Annotated in this window: 10 protein-coding genes; all 10 read left to right on the top strand. The window is 44.9% G+C overall.

Annotated features, from left to right (window positions below; genetic code table 11):
• The first annotated feature begins 212 nt into the window (after positions 1-212).
• A complete protein-coding gene (locus ACYVUV_RS05355) occupies positions 213-6,248 on the top strand; it encodes a Cna B-type domain-containing protein (RefSeq protein ID WP_484499152.1) in 6,036 nt (2,011 codons plus the stop codon).
• Positions 6,249-6,425: 177 nt separating this feature from the next.
• Complete coding sequence (locus tag ACYVUV_RS05350) at positions 6,426-7,220, top strand: SDR family NAD(P)-dependent oxidoreductase (protein WP_439775161.1); 795 nt, start codon at positions 6,426-6,428, stop codon at positions 7,218-7,220.
• Positions 7,221-7,316: 96 nt separating this feature from the next.
• On the top strand, positions 7,317-7,502 hold the full coding sequence (locus tag ACYVUV_RS05345; RefSeq protein WP_439775160.1) for a hypothetical protein: 186 nt from the start codon (positions 7,317-7,319) through the stop codon (positions 7,500-7,502).
• Positions 7,503-7,640: 138 nt separating this feature from the next.
• Entirely contained in the window at positions 7,641-9,047 is a 1,407-nt protein-coding gene (locus ACYVUV_RS05340) for an aldehyde dehydrogenase family protein (protein ID WP_484499151.1), read from the top strand.
• A gap of 316 nt (positions 9,048-9,363) precedes the next feature.
• Positions 9,364-10,281 carry an ABC transporter ATP-binding protein gene (locus tag ACYVUV_RS05335; protein ID WP_439775369.1) on the top strand — a complete coding sequence of 306 codons (918 nt, stop codon included), beginning with the start codon at positions 9,364-9,366 and terminating at the stop codon, positions 10,279-10,281.
• Positions 10,278-11,138, top strand: coding sequence for an ABC transporter permease (locus ACYVUV_RS05330; RefSeq protein WP_439775368.1), 861 nt, complete (start codon positions 10,278-10,280; stop codon positions 11,136-11,138). Before ACYVUV_RS05335 ends, ACYVUV_RS05330 begins: the two co-directional genes overlap by 4 nt.
• A gap of 132 nt (positions 11,139-11,270) precedes the next feature.
• Positions 11,271-12,671 (top strand): Rib/alpha-like domain-containing protein, encoded by a 1,401-nt coding sequence (locus ACYVUV_RS05325; RefSeq protein WP_484499150.1) that lies wholly within the window; start codon positions 11,271-11,273, stop codon positions 12,669-12,671.
• Positions 12,672-12,789: 118 nt separating this feature from the next.
• A complete protein-coding gene (locus ACYVUV_RS05320) occupies positions 12,790-13,218 on the top strand; it encodes a hypothetical protein (RefSeq protein ID WP_439775366.1) in 429 nt (142 codons plus the stop codon).
• A gap of 12 nt (positions 13,219-13,230) precedes the next feature.
• Complete coding sequence (locus ACYVUV_RS05315; RefSeq protein WP_439775365.1) at positions 13,231-13,629, top strand: arsenate reductase ArsC; 399 nt, start codon at positions 13,231-13,233, stop codon at positions 13,627-13,629.
• 37 nt (positions 13,630-13,666) lie between these two features.
• Entirely contained in the window at positions 13,667-14,737 is a 1,071-nt protein-coding gene (locus tag ACYVUV_RS05310) for a hypothetical protein (protein ID WP_439775364.1), read from the top strand.
• The last annotated feature ends 39 nt before the right edge of the window (positions 14,738-14,776 follow it).

Genomic DNA, 14,776 nt, shown 5'->3' with positions numbered 1-14,776 from the left:
TATTATCAATCTACAAATTAGATTAACTTGTTATAGCTGTTTTTAGGGCTACCGAGCTCTTTTTTTGAGCACTATTATAACTTAACAGATATAATCTGATTGCAATGCAGATTTTTGTGCCTTGAATAGAAAAAATGGGAGGTATTTTTACGAGGAAAAGGAAAAAAGTAAAAAGGCTTAGGAAATTCCTAGCCTGGCAGATGATTGTCTTGATGTTGTTGGGAAACTTGTCCGTTAATGTAACCAACTCCATTGCGGCAACAACAGAAACAACATCATCTACCGAAGCGGAAGGAGATGAGGAAGAAAAGGAGACTTCCACTAATACTGAAGCTGCTTCAGAAGCAAACTCCATAAGCAGCAGCCAGGCACAGTCAAGTAATACGGACCGTTTAAGAACTAACCAAGCACGTGCTCCGTCGCAAAAGTCTTCCGGCAGGGATGTCAGTTCAAACATCACCAGTCTGACGGTTTCAAAATCACATGTGAATGATGGCGAAAGAATTGAAGTGAAATTCAATTTTGATGACCATGCTGTCAAGATGCAAGAAGGCGACCAGATCTCAGTGAAATGGACAGGTAGCAGTACAGTTTTTGCCGAAGGTTATCAGCTTAACAAAGATCTTTACATTGACGGTGTAAACGTCGGTACTTTACAGATCACACAAAACAGTGCGGTCGTCTCTTTTAATAAGAATATCGAGGATCTTGACAACGTTAATGGCTGGGCATCATTTGAAATCTTAGGACGCAACGTAACGAACACTACATCTGAGTCAATTGGTACGGTTAGAATTAGCAGCGGGTCCAAGTATAACGACATTGAGATTACGAAACCAAAGTCTGGCGATTCTGGTAGTGGTGGAAACCCGTTTTACTACAAGACTGGTGACATGCTTCCATCGGATACTGACCACGTTCGCTGGTTCTTGTGCGTGAACAACACTAAAGATCAAGTCATTGGTGACACCAAGCTTCTTGACCAAATTCAGCCAGGACAAAAGCTCGATACAAGCAGTTTTAAGATTACAGTTTCAGGTCGGAATAATGACTTTTTCTATGGGGATGATGCAATCAGTAAGTTTGAAGCTGCATATCCAGGTTCAGAAATCAAGGTTGATGGACAGAATATCAACGTAGTTTTGCCAGAACGTCATGTCTCCAGAAACAACATTGTGATCAACTACAAGACTTCGATCATTGATTACAATCAGAAGAAGTTCACTAACAACAGCCAAGCTTGGTATCAGATTTCAGGTGATTCAGCTGTTGCAGGGAAAGACTTCAATTTCCAGGTAACCAATGTCAACGCTGACGGCGGGGTGGATGGCAGCAATCGGACCAGCGTCAGCGTAAAAAAAGACTGGGTTGGGGATGATAAATCCGACCGGCCGGAAAGCATTAAAGTCCAGTTGTATGCCGATGGTTATCCAACTGGTGATCCGGTGACGTTGACAGCAGCAGATGGCTGGAAATACACCTGGGATAAACTGGTCAAAGCTGTTCATGGCAATAAAATTGCTTATACGGTGAAAGAAGTGAACGTGCCTGATGGGTACGAAAGCAGTGTCTCCAACACTGGAAATGACTTTACAATCACTAATAAGCAAGCCAAAAAGGTTACAGTTTCTGGACAAAAGAGCTGGAAAGATAATGACGACCAAGATGGTCTGCGTCCTGACTCGATCACAGTTCATCTTTTAGCGGATGGGGAGGAAATCAATAGTCAGAAGGTTACTGCAGCAGACAAGTGGCAGTATAGTTTCGATAACTTGCCAGAATATAAGGATGGCAAGAAGATCGCTTACTCCATCAAGGAAGATGCAGTCAAAGGCTACGATTCACAAGTCGATGGTTACGATGTAACTAATACCCACCAGCCGGAAACCACAGCTGTACTGGGTCAGAAGACTTGGGTTGATGGAAATAATCAAGACGGTCTGCGCCCAGCTTCGATTACGGTTCATTTGTTAGCCGATGGTCAAGAAGTCGCTCAACAGACTGTTTCTGAAGCAACCAATTGGCACTATGCTTTCAGCAATCTTCCAAAATTTGATCATGGCAAGCAAATTGCGTACTCAATTAAGGAAGATCCAGTAGCTGGTTATACTGGCCAAATTCAAGGTTATGACTTGATTAACAGCCATGCGCCAGGCAAGAATTCGATTGCCGGGGTTAAGACTTGGAATGACCAGAATAACCAAGATGGATTAAGACCAAGTTCAGTTACAATTCATCTTTTGGCCGATGGCGAAGAAGTTGCCAAGCAAACAGTTTCTGCCTTGACTAATTGGCAGTATATTTTCACTGACATGCCAGAATACAAGGATGGCAAGAAGATCGCTTACACCATTAAGGAAGGTGCGGTTAAGGGCTACAGCAGCGAAATTGATGGCTTCAATGTGACAAACACTCATAAGCCATCTACCACGACTGTAGCTGGTCAAAAGTCTTGGAAGGACAATGATGACCAAGATGGACTTCGTCCCGACTTTATTACTGTCCACCTTCTCGCAGATGGTAAGGAAGTAAAGAGTCAGAAGGTTACTGCGGCTGACAAGTGGCAGTACAGCTTTGACAACCTGCCAGAATACAAGGATGGCAAGAAGATCGCTTACACCATTAAGGAAGGTGCGGTTAAGGGCTACAGCAGCGAAATTGATGGCTTCAATGTGACAAACACTCATAAGCCATCTACCACGACTGTAGCTGGTCAAAAGTCTTGGAAGGACAATGATGACCAAGATGGACTTCGTCCCGACTTTATTACTGTCCACCTTCTCGCAGATGGTAAGGAAGTAAAGAGTCAGAAGGTTACTGCGGCTGACAAGTGGCAGTACAGCTTTGACAACCTGCCAGAATACAAGGATGGCAAGAAGATCGCTTACACCATTAAGGAAGGTGCGGTTAAGGGCTACAGCAGCGAAATTGATGGCTTCAATGTGACAAACACTCATAAGCCATCTACCACGACTGTAGCTGGTCAAAAGTCTTGGAAGGACAATGATGACCAAGATGGACTTCGTCCAGACTCTATCACTATCCACCTTCTCGCAGATGGTAAGGAAGTAAAGAGTCAGAAGGTTACTGCAGCTGACAAGTGGCAGTATAGCTTTGACAACTTGCCAGAATACAAGGACGGTAAGAAGATTGCTTACTCCATTAAGGAAGATGCGGTCGAAGGATACGATTCTAAAGTCGATGGTTACGATATAACTAATACCCACCAGCCGGAAACCACAGCTGTACTGGGTCAGAAGACTTGGGTTGATGGAAATAATCAAGACGGTCTGCGCCCAGCTTCGATTACGGTTCATTTGTTAGCCGATGGTCAAGAAGTCGCTCAACAGACTGTTTCTGAAGCAACCAATTGGCACTATGCTTTCAGCAATCTTCCAAAATTTGATCATGGCAAGCAAATTGCGTACTCAATTAAGGAAGATCCAGTAGCTGGTTATACTGGCCAAATTCAAGGTTATGACTTGATTAACAGCCATGCGCCAGGCAAGAATTCGATTGCCGGGGTTAAGACTTGGAATGACCAGAATAACCAAGATGGATTAAGACCAAGTTCAGTTACAATTCATCTTTTGGCCGATGGCGAAGAAGTTGCCAAGCAAACAGTTTCTGCCTTGACTAATTGGCAGTACGCTTTTAGCGACATGCCAGAATACAAGGATGGCAAGAAGATCGCTTACTCCATCAAGGAAGATGCGGTTAAGGGCTACGACAGCGAAATTGATGGCTTCAACGTGACTAACACTCACAAGTCGTCTACTACGACTGTAACTGGTCAAAAGTCTTGGAAAGACAATGACGACCAAGATGGTCTGCGTCCAGACTCTATCACTATCCACCTTCTTGCAGATGGTAAGGAAGTAAAGAGTCAGAAGGTTACTGCAGCAGACAAGTGGCAGTATAGTTTCGACAACTTGCCAGAATATAAGGATGGCAAGAAGATCGCTTACTTCATTAAGGAAGATGCGGTCGAAGGATACGACAGCGAAGTGGATGGCTTTAACGTGACCAACACTCACAAGCCGTCTACTACGACTGTATCCGGTCAGAAGTCTTGGAAGGACAACAACAACCAAGATGGTCTGCGTCCCGACTTTATTACTGTCCACCTTCTCGCAGATGGTAAGGAAGTAAAGAGTCAGAAGGTTACTGCGGCTGACAAGTGGCAGTACAGCTTTGACAACCTGCCAGAATACAAGGATGGCAAGAAGATCGCTTACACCATTAAGGAAGGTGCGGTTAAGGGCTACAGCAGCGAAATTGATGGCTTCAATGTGACAAACACTCATAAGCCATCTACCACGACTGTAGCTGGTCAAAAGTCTTGGAAGGACAATGATGACCAAGATGGACTTCGTCCAGACTCTATCACTATCCACCTTCTCGCAGATGGTAAGGAAGTAAAGAGTCAGAAGGTTACTGCAGCTGACAAGTGGCAGTATAGCTTTGACAACTTGCCAGAATACAAGGACGGTAAGAAGATTGCTTACTCCATTAAGGAAGATGCGGTCGAAGGATACGATTCTAAAGTCGATGGTTACGATATAACTAATACCCACCAGCCGGAAACCACAGCTGTACTGGGTCAGAAGACTTGGGTTGATGGAAATAATCAAGACGGTCTGCGCCCAGCTTCGATTACGGTTCATTTGTTAGCCGATGGTCAAGAAGTCGCTCAACAGACTGTTTCTGAAGCAACCAATTGGCACTATGCTTTCAGCAATCTTCCAAAATTTGATCATGGCAAGCAAATTGCGTACTCAATTAAGGAAGATCCAGTAGCTGGTTATACTGGCCAAATTCAAGGTTATGACTTGATTAACAGCCATGCGCCAGGCAAGAATTCGATTGCCGGGGTTAAGACTTGGAATGACCAGAATAACCAAGATGGATTAAGACCAAGTTCAGTTACAATTCATCTTTTGGCCGATGGCGAAGAAGTTGCCAAGCAAACAGTTTCTGCCTTGACTAATTGGCAGTATATTTTCACTGACATGCCAGAATACAAGGATGGCAAGAAGATCGCTTACACCATTAAGGAAGATGCGGTCGAAGGATACGACAGCGAAGTAGATGGCTTTAACGTGACCAACACTCACAAGCCATCTACCACGACTGTAGCTGGTCAGAAGACCTGGAAGGACAACAACGACCAAGATGGCATCCGTCCAAACTCTATTACTGTCAACCTTCTCGCAGATGGTAAGGAAGTAAAGAGTCAGAAGGTTACTGCGGCTGATAAGTGGCAGTACAGCTTTGACAACCTGCCAGAATACAAGGACGGTAAGAAGATTACTTACTCCATTAAGGAAGGTGCGGTTAAGGGCTACAGCAGCGAAATTGATGGCTTCAATGTGACAAACACTCATAAGCCATCTACCACGACTGTAGCTGGTCAAAAGTCTTGGAAGGACAATGATGACCAAGATGGACTTCGTCCAGACTCTATCACTGTCCACCTTCTCGTAGATGGTAGGGAAGTAAAGAGTCAGAAGGTTACTGCAGCTGACAAGTGGCAGTACAGCTTCAACAACTTGCCAGAGTATAAGGCTGGCAAGAAGATTGTTTACTCAGTAAGAGAAGACGATATTGCTGGCTATGAAAGCCAAGTAGACGGATATGACATCACTAACACACATGTTCCAACTACTCATTCAATAAGAATAACCAAAGTTTGGAAGGACATGAACGATAGAGATGGCATTCGTCCGAAATCTATTAGAGTTCAACTCTACGCCAACGATCAGAAGTTTGGCTCTGAAATTGAACTTAGCGATGAAAATGACTGGTCTCAAGTGATTAATGATTTGCCAGTCTTTAATTCTGGCAAGAAAATCAGTTATACGGTTGATGAACTTGATACACTGCAAGGATACACGAAAACCGTTAACTACTCTGATCCAGAAAATATTTTACTGATTAACACATACAAACCATTTGTTCCTTCATTGCCGATTTTCCCAAGTCCAGGTAATGACACAGGTAAGAAAGCTGAAATCGAAGTACCCAAAACAAATAACAGGATTCCTTCTCAACCAACTAAGCCTAATGTGCCAAGCCAAAAAGCCAAGGAGTATGCTAATAATTCTAGTGAGAAGACTAACTCAAGTCAGAAGCGGCTCCCACGCACTGGCGAAAATGATTCTGTTCTCTTGAAGATGATAGGTTTGTTGCTACTGTTCCTTTCAGTTGCTTCTCTCTATATCTACCGAACAGAAGACCGAAATTAGTCCAATAATTTCAGACGATCAATGGTATATCCATTGGTCGTTTTTTGTGTTGTAAATTGGCGCGATCTGATTGCAAGATAGAATCTTATGATGTATTTTGCCGCCATTGATCTTGGTATGATTATCTCAACAAATCAAGCAAGAAAGAAAAACATCTAAGCAATACGGAGGCACAACATGAAGAATGTAGCATTAATCACTGGTTCATATGGCGGTCTGGGTACTTGCTTCGTCAACATCCACGCTGAAAAGGGCGGCGACTTGATCCTGGTTGGCCGCAGCCAGGCAAAACTGGACAAGCAAGCTGAAGAAACCAAGAAGAAGTACGACGTCAATGTTTTGACTCTGGCAGTTGACCTTTCAAAGCCAGAAGCAGCTCAAACCATTTACGACTTTACTAAGAAAGAAAATGTGCTGCCAGACATCTTGATCAACAATGCCGGTTTCGGTGGCCAAGGGGACTTCGCCAGAGAACGGACCATGGAACAGGACATGTCCATGATCGCCGTCAACGTTGAAACTCCAACCAGAATCTTGAAGCTCTTCTTGAAGGATATGATCAAGCGGGGCAGCGGCAAGGTCTTGAACGTATCTTCAACCGCTGCCGTAATGCCAGGGCCACTGCAAGCAGTGTACTACGCAACAAAGGCCTACATGACTAGCTTCTCAAACGCACTTTGGCGGGAATTGGAAGGCACGGGCGTAACTGTAACTTGCCTGATGCCTGGTGCGATGACTACTGGTTTTGTCAGCGCAGGTGGTCTGGGCGACACTGCTCTGTTTGACAAGGCGCAAAGCCCAATGCCAGTTGCCAAGGACGGCTACGAAGGAATGCTCAAGGGTGAACTGAACGTGACTTCTGGCTTGGTAGGGATGCAGAAGATCTTCCTGCCAATGTCACCAATGATGCCAAAGAAGTTGCTGATGAACAATGTCTACAACATGCAAGTTCGCGGCAGCTCAAAGAAGTAATTGAAGCTATAAATACAACAGCTCAATTGAAAGGAAATGATAGCAATAAACACCGAAGCAAACAAGCGGATCATTGACCTGGTCAAGTAAGAATATATGGAAAGAATTCCTTCTTTTGTCAGAAATCACGCGACTGGCAAGACCTGTCAGCTGATCGCCAGGGAGTTCCCGGAGATCTACGCTGAATTTGAAAAAGCAGAAGTTAGCGCTGATGCCCAAGAGCAGATGCGCAAGATCGTCAACGACATTTTCGAAGAAAGAATGGCCAAGCATCACATGTAACTTGGCACGAAGTGATTGGCTTTAGGCAGGATATGATGTTCAGAAAGAAGCCTAAAGCTCGTAAACTAAAAGCATGATCAAGAGATCAAAAAATAGATAACCGAAACAAACTGAAAATAGAAACAGGAGAAAACAAACATGGCTTACAAGACTACTAACCCATACACCGGCGAAGTACTGGCAGAATTCGACAACTTGACCAACGAAGAACTTGAAGGCAAGCTGGCTAAGGCCAACGAAACCTACAAGGAATGGTCAAAGACTACCTTTGAAGAACGGGCAGCTTTGATGAAGAAGGCTGCACAATTGGCAAGAGAACGCAGAGATGAACTTGCAGCCATCAACGCAACCGAAACTGGCAAACTGGTTACTATCGCTGCTTGGGAAATGAACCTTTGTGCAGACATCATGGAATACTACGCAGACAACGCTAAGGACCTGCTTAAGCCTCACTACGTAAAGACCACTGATGAAATGGCCGGTGACGCTGTCGGCATTTACCAGCCACTGGGCATCATCTACATGGTTGAACCATGGAACGTGCCATTCTTCCAAATGACCCGTCCAAGTGCCGCTCAATTGATGGCTGGTAACGTAGTTGTTCTTAAGCACGCAAGCAACTGCCCGCAATCAGCACTGGCAATGGAAAAGCTCTACCGTGACGCCGGCTTCCCAGAAGGCTGCTTCACCAACCTCTTTATTGACTATGAACAATCAAACGCATTGATCGCTGACAAGCGGATCTGCGGCGTAACTCTGACTGGCTCAACTCCAGTCGGCCGGCAAATCGCAGCTGAATCAGGCAAGAACTTGAAGAAGTGCGTTATGGAACTTGGTGGCTCAGACGCCATGGTCGTACTCCCAGACGCGGACTTGGGCAAGGCAGTTCAAGGCGCCATCATGGGCAGAATGACTATCTCCGGCCAAGTATGTGCCGGTGACAAGCGGATGTTCATCCACGAAAGCCTCTTTGACGCCTTCAAGGGCGGCGTAGAACAGGCAATCAACGGCATGGTAGCCGGTGATCCGCTTGACCCGAACACTACTCTGTCACCAGTCAGCTCAAAGAAGGCAGCCGACAAGATCAAGGCACAAATCGCCAAGGCAGTAAAAAACGGGGCAACTGCAGAAGAAGTAGGTCCAAAGGTGCCAGAAGGCGACGCTTGGGTACAACCAACTATCTTGACTGGTGTAACTCCAGACAACCCAATCTTCAACGAAGAAATCTTCGGGCCAGTATTGATGCTGTTCTCATACAAGACTGAAGACGAAGTAATCGAACTGGCAAACGGTACTGACTTCGGTTTGGGCAGCTCAGTTTACACTGAAGACCCAGCTAACGCAGCCCGCTTGGCAGCAGCCATGGAATCAGGTGCCGTATCAATCAACCAGCCAACCATGGCATCCCCAGCCATCCCATTCGGCGGGATCAAGACTTCAGGCTTTGGCCGTGAAATGGGCGCGGAGGGCATCCGTGAATTCACCAACGAGAAGTACATCAACAGTGCTCAAATCGACATGACCAAGGTATTTGAAGAATTCTAAGACTTCAACATAGTTTAAATCTTCACTCTCTCTTGCTTATTGACTATATTTCTAGATCAATTAAATTCAACTCACTTACTCGATACATAACAAGTGATATTTTCTTTTAAATACTCGAAAAATTCATTCTGAAATAACCTTTAAGATACACAACTCTAACACAACACAACTCAGAAGGTCACGCCTAACCAGCGTGGCCTTTTCTTGTACCTCCGCAACTTAGTCCCGTATTTTGGCATCTTACCTAGATTTTACCCAAGAAAATCCTAGCAGATGTAAAATTATTTTAGAAATATAAATAGAAAGGGGTTGCAAAATGATGAAGAATGCTATTGAAGTTAAGAACCTTTCTAAGTCCTATGGGGACTTGAAGGTTGTCAATGACATTTCTTTTGCAGTCCGTGAGGGCGAGTTATTTGCCTTCCTAGGCCCAAATGGGGCCGGCAAGTCAACAACGGTCGACTGCCTGTCGACTTTGACCAAGTTTGATTCCGGTGAGATCAAGCTGACCGGTCTTGACATGAAGTCACAGGCCCAAGCGATCAAGCAGAAGATCGGAATCGTCTTTCAAGAGGGACTGCTGGATAAAAGGCTAACAGTTCTTGAAAACTTGACACTTCGAGCTGGTTTTTACTATCGCAGCAAGGCAAAAGTGGAAGCTGCGGTTGCCCGGGCAACTGAATATACTGAGATTAAAGACCTGCTTAAGCGGCAATACGGAAAATTGTCCGGCGGGCAAAGGCGGCGGGTAGATATCGCCAGAGCGCTGTTAAACACGCCGAAGATTCTCTTTTTAGACGAGCCAACAACTGGACTTGACCCGCAAACCAGGCAGCATATCTGGGAGACAATCCAGCGTTTGAGAAAAGAGCAGAGAATGACCATCTTTTTAACGACGCACTATATGGCAGAAGCTGCCGCGGCTGACTATGTGGTGATTCTAGATCAAGGAAAGATTGTTGCCGAAGGCAGTCCAATCAGCTTGAAGGAGCGCTACAGTTACGACCGTTTGAAACTGTATCCAAAACAAGGACAAGGTTTAGACAACATACTGACGACTCTTTCGCTTAAGTGGAAGCAGGAAGCAGACCACTATGAGGTTGAATTAGCGAACACCATGGACGCCATCGATATCGTAGAAGAGGTGCGGGACCAGCTGCAGAGCTTTGAAGTCTTGCACGGAACGATGGATGACGTCTTCTTGAACATCACAGGGAGGAGGTTAAGAGAATGAGCGCTATGGTCAAAAGAAATCTCAAGATTTACTTTAGAGACAGGGCTTCGGTTTTCTTCTCGATGCTGAGCGTCATCATTATTTTTGCCCTGTATATCTTCTTCATTGGCGATTCGATTAACAGTGGCTTAAAGTTTCTGCCGCATCCAAACCGCTTGATGCGGGCCTGGATGCTGGCGGGGATGCTGGCTTCGGCGTCGATTACGACCAGTTTGGGAGCTTATGGGGTAATGATCAGCGACTGGGAGAATAAGGCGATCAAGGACTTTTACTCATCCCCGGTCAGCAGAAGACAGGTCGCTGGTGGCTATATCGTGACTGGCTTCATCATCAGCATCATCATGTCTATTTTTACCTTGATTTTTGGGGAATTCTACCTGGGTCTGGCCGGCGGGGCAGTGTTGGATATAGAGATTTTACTAAAGTTATTTGGTGTAATTGTCTTGTCAGCCTTTGCTTCATCGGCGATTGCTTCCTTCATAATTTCTTTCTTGAAAACCAACAGCTCCTACTCAGCAGCCAGCACCATTGTCGGGACCTTAATCGGTTTCTTGGTTGGGGCATATATTCCAATTGGAAGTTTGCCAGACAACGTTCAATGGATGGTAAAGTATTTCCCATGTGCTCACTCAGCAGTACTTTACCGGCAGCTTTTGATGAAGCCTGCAATTAAGGCCAACTTCGCCAATCAGCCGAAAAGTGTATTAAAAGAGATCAAGGAAATGTTTGGGATTGTCTTCGTATATGATGGCCATACTGCGCCAGCCTGGGTGTCAGTTGTTGTTCTATTAGTTACTGGGCTAGTTTTCTACTTACTAGCAGTTTTGGTAATGACCCGGAAACAAAATGAAATTTAGAAGTTAGTTAACATAATTTTAGATATGCAAAGCTGTGTACGAATGTATGCGGCTTTTTAATTAAAGCCTTTTCATGGACGGATTTTAGGGATATGATCAAGTTGGATGTTTAAGTTAGGAAAGGTGAATAACATGAAAAGGAAAATACTAGCATTTGTTGGCTGTTTGTCCTTGGTCGCTACGACCGTTCAGCCTGTGCAGGCAGGCTACCTTAATGGGTACGACTATGCCAAAGTTGCAAATAAGAAGGTTGTAGTCACTAAGACTATGAAGGTCTATCGCGTTAAGACGGGAACTTGCCAAGGAGAAAATTTTTTTTACCTTGCGGGCAAGGTAAAGAAAGGCTCTATCATTTATCGGTCACAGTGGTTCATGAGCACTGGCGGTGGTTGGGTGATTAAGAGCAACAAGTACAAAGCCGGCAGACGGAAGTTCTACTTTGTGACTGCCCCAGAAAAGACCAAGTGGTTTAAGGCTTACAAGGCTAAGAAGAAATCTGTAGCCAAAATGAAGAAGGCCAGCAAAAAGACCAATAAGAAAGCCGTTAAGAAGGTAAGCAAGAAGAAAGTCACTAAAGCTAAGACTGTAAAAAAGACAGCCAAGCCTAAGAAGGCAGTGAAGAAAAGCGGTAAGAAGACTGTGAAGAAGGTTGCCAAGAAGAGCGCTAAAAAAACAGTCAAAAAGACTACTAAGAAACCTTCAAAGACAGTAAAGAAGACTAGCAAAAAGCCGTTATCGATGGCACAGAAGTACAGCCCAAAGGTTAAAGCTTGGACTACAACACTTGATTGGGGAGACTCCTTCTCAAAAGATGCGTATTCTTACATTACCAATACCTGGGATCTCCCAAGTGAGACGAACTATACTTTTGTAAAGCCAGTAAACACTAAGAAGGGCGGCTTCTATCAGACTAATATTCTGGTTACCTACCCAGATGGTTCAAAAGAAACGGTGGGGCCGGTATCCTTTGTAGTCAAGTCTGCACAAGCGGATGCGTACAATGTGACTGTCAAGAATACCACCGTACCTTATGGGCACTATATCGATATTAGAAAGGACATTGTGACTAACCCCGTTGGTTACTTCCCTAATGACCCTGCTGAAGTGACTAGGAATACGACAGAATTTCGTTTTTGCCGTGCGGATGGGAACCCTTTAGCAGATGATCCCGATACCACGGTGCCAGGCAGTCATGACTACTATATCCTGGTTGAGTATCCTGATGATTCATACCAAGTTAGCCAGAAGTTTACCTTGACAGTCAGTCAGCCAGATAACCTGGTCTATCATCCAGCTTTGAAGAGCTCTTCAATCACTTTGCCAGTAGGCACGGATATTGAAGGGGATACCTATCAGTTGCTTAAGCCGCAAGACTTCATTAGCAACACCGCTGATATGCCAAGGGGGACCAAGTACGAAATTCGTGACGATTACAGCTACAATGAGCAATCTAGCAGCTACGTTACTATCGATGTTACCTTCCCGGATGGCACGACTTGGCAGTCGCCAATGTTCTTGTTGAGCTTTAAGTAGAAATTTGAATTAAGTTACATAAGCAGCACCCATCTTTATTTAGTGCAGGGGATGCTGCTTTTAGTTTATAATAGAGATCATAAGCAATCGGTTACAACTTGCTGGAAAGGAAACTGGTATGTTAGAGAACGAAGCTTTGTTTGACGAGGTAGAAGCTGAACTTAAAAAACGTGGTTCGATCCAAAATTTTGAAGAAAAATATGGTAAGATCACCGGCAGAATGATGATCACGGAAACTGAGATCCCCGAAGAATTAGGAATTGAGATCAATGATCCAGATGTTCATTCTTTCAAAGCCACTTTTGACTTCTATAACACTGCAATAGGCCTGGCGCTTAATATCAAAACAAGAAAAGCAGCGACTAAATTCTGGCTGACCCCACAAGATGATAGAAATGATGTGCCAACGGATAGCTGGTTTGAATTTTTTGCCATGATTTTGATGGAAGCCTTAGATGAAGGCATGGACAGCATCCCAACTTTCTCTTTCGTCAACGATTCTAGTGACCTTACCATCAGCGGCCTGAGCCTGCTTGAGAAAAAATAACAGGAGAATATCATGACCAAAACAAAAGTAGCTTTTATCTGCACCCACAATTCCTGCCGGAGCCAAATCGCTGAAGCCTTAGGCAAAAAGTTGGCCGGGGATGTCTTTGAATCCTATTCAGCCGGCACTGACTTGAAAGATCAGATCAATCCCGACGCGGTTCGGTTGATCAAAGAGCATTATGGCATCGATATGCTGGCCGATGGGCAAAAGCCTAAGACCCTCGCTGATCTGCCTAGCGTTGATTACGTAATCACCATGGGCTGCGGCGTCCGCTGCCCTTATTTGCCTGCAAAAAAGCGGGTAGACTGGGGACTTGAAGATCCAACTGGCCAAGATGATGAGACTTTTATGCAGGTGATTAAAGAAATCGAGAGCAAAATACTTAAATTGAAACAGGAACTGCAGTAACCACTTAAGACCCCTTTGATTAACTGAGGTAAACAGGATGACGAGCCAAAATAACAGCCCAGTCAGCCGGATTGAAGCCGGTGAAAGCTGGCAAATCAAAGACGAAAACGCAATATTGACCATAACCAGCAAGGCGATCAAGTTTACTGACTTAAAAGACGACTCAAACTTCATCATCCCTTGTGATACAGCTGACCTGGCTAATTTTTGCCTTACTAGCGTCAGCAATCTATATGTCGCTGAGCCCTTGCTGGAATTCGGCTATGAGGAAGGGCCGGGCATCCCCGCCAACGAGCCTCTGTTTTTCCCCTATGATCCGGAACTGACTGGCGAAGTAGTCCAGATCGTCAATTACCTGACTCAAAAGATCGCCAGCAAGTCCGTCTATGATGGTCGGCAAAAAGATTTAGCTGCTAAACGCGAATATGAGCGTCTGTACGGGGCCTTTAGATACACCCGGGGGCAAGCTGAACATTTTGACGACAACCACTACAGAATGCGGTATTTCCAAACTATCGAGCTGAGAGGCAGTAAGTGCACGCCAGAGTGGTACCTGCTCCAACCAGAAATGGAAGTCAACTTTGTAGACGATGGCGACAATGTACTGATTGCCTGCCAAGGACAGATCCTGGGCTATTTGCCGAACCCGCGCATCGCGAACCTGGTTAAAGCTGCTATAGCTAACCGTGAGCAAAAAACTTTCGCCTTTATCAAGGCTATTGATGAAAAAAGACAGGTCATCCAGCTTGGTTTAGCCATCTACCAGAAAATGACTGAACCGGTTCTGGCGAATCTTCCACACATCGAAAGCTGGCTCTTAGAAACAGATGGTGAAGACATTGTAGGAGAGAGCCGGCAAAAACACCTTGAGCAGGCAGAAGTAGGACAGCTCTTATCTTTGCAGCTAAACCCGCCTTACGAGCAGATTACGGTCTGCACCCTGGAAGGGGATGAACTGGGAAAATTGAATAAGCAGGACACCGCCCTAGCCATGCGCTGCAACAAGAAACTGCAGATTTTTAGCGAGATCTGCCAAATGGACTACCAGCACCATATCCGTTGCAGAGTCAGAATTTTGTTTATCGACCCGAAAACTCAGGAAAACTGAAGAATAAAAGGCCACTGAAGCACTAAAAAGCTTTAGTGG

It is taken from the genome of Lactobacillus sp. WILCCON 0149 (genome assembly GCF_057197965.1).
The sequence above is the reverse complement of the archived record's forward strand: the minus strand, read 5'-3'. Positions and strand labels throughout refer to the sequence as shown.

What these genes read in the sequence shown, in the direction of transcription:
- ACYVUV_RS05325 (WP_484499150.1), top strand. Translation starts at nt 11,271, where the DNA reads ATGAAAAGGAAAATACTAGCATTTGTTGGCTGTTTGTCCTTGGTCGCT.
- ACYVUV_RS05350 (WP_439775161.1), top strand. Translation starts at nt 6,426, where the DNA reads ATGAAGAATGTAGCATTAATCACTGGTTCATATGGCGGTCTGGGTACT.
- ACYVUV_RS05355 (WP_484499152.1), top strand. Translation starts at nt 213, where the DNA reads ATGTTGTTGGGAAACTTGTCCGTTAATGTAACCAACTCCATTGCGGCA.
- ACYVUV_RS05340 (WP_484499151.1), top strand. Translation starts at nt 7,641, where the DNA reads ATGGCTTACAAGACTACTAACCCATACACCGGCGAAGTACTGGCAGAA.
- ACYVUV_RS05310 (WP_439775364.1), top strand. Translation starts at nt 13,667, where the DNA reads ATGACGAGCCAAAATAACAGCCCAGTCAGCCGGATTGAAGCCGGTGAA.
- ACYVUV_RS05330 (WP_439775368.1), top strand. Translation starts at nt 10,278, where the DNA reads ATGAGCGCTATGGTCAAAAGAAATCTCAAGATTTACTTTAGAGACAGG.
- ACYVUV_RS05315 (WP_439775365.1), top strand. Translation starts at nt 13,231, where the DNA reads ATGACCAAAACAAAAGTAGCTTTTATCTGCACCCACAATTCCTGCCGG.
- ACYVUV_RS05320 (WP_439775366.1), top strand. Translation starts at nt 12,790, where the DNA reads ATGTTAGAGAACGAAGCTTTGTTTGACGAGGTAGAAGCTGAACTTAAA.
- ACYVUV_RS05335 (WP_439775369.1), top strand. Translation starts at nt 9,364, where the DNA reads ATGATGAAGAATGCTATTGAAGTTAAGAACCTTTCTAAGTCCTATGGG.
- ACYVUV_RS05345 (WP_439775160.1), top strand. Translation starts at nt 7,317, where the DNA reads ATGGAAAGAATTCCTTCTTTTGTCAGAAATCACGCGACTGGCAAGACC.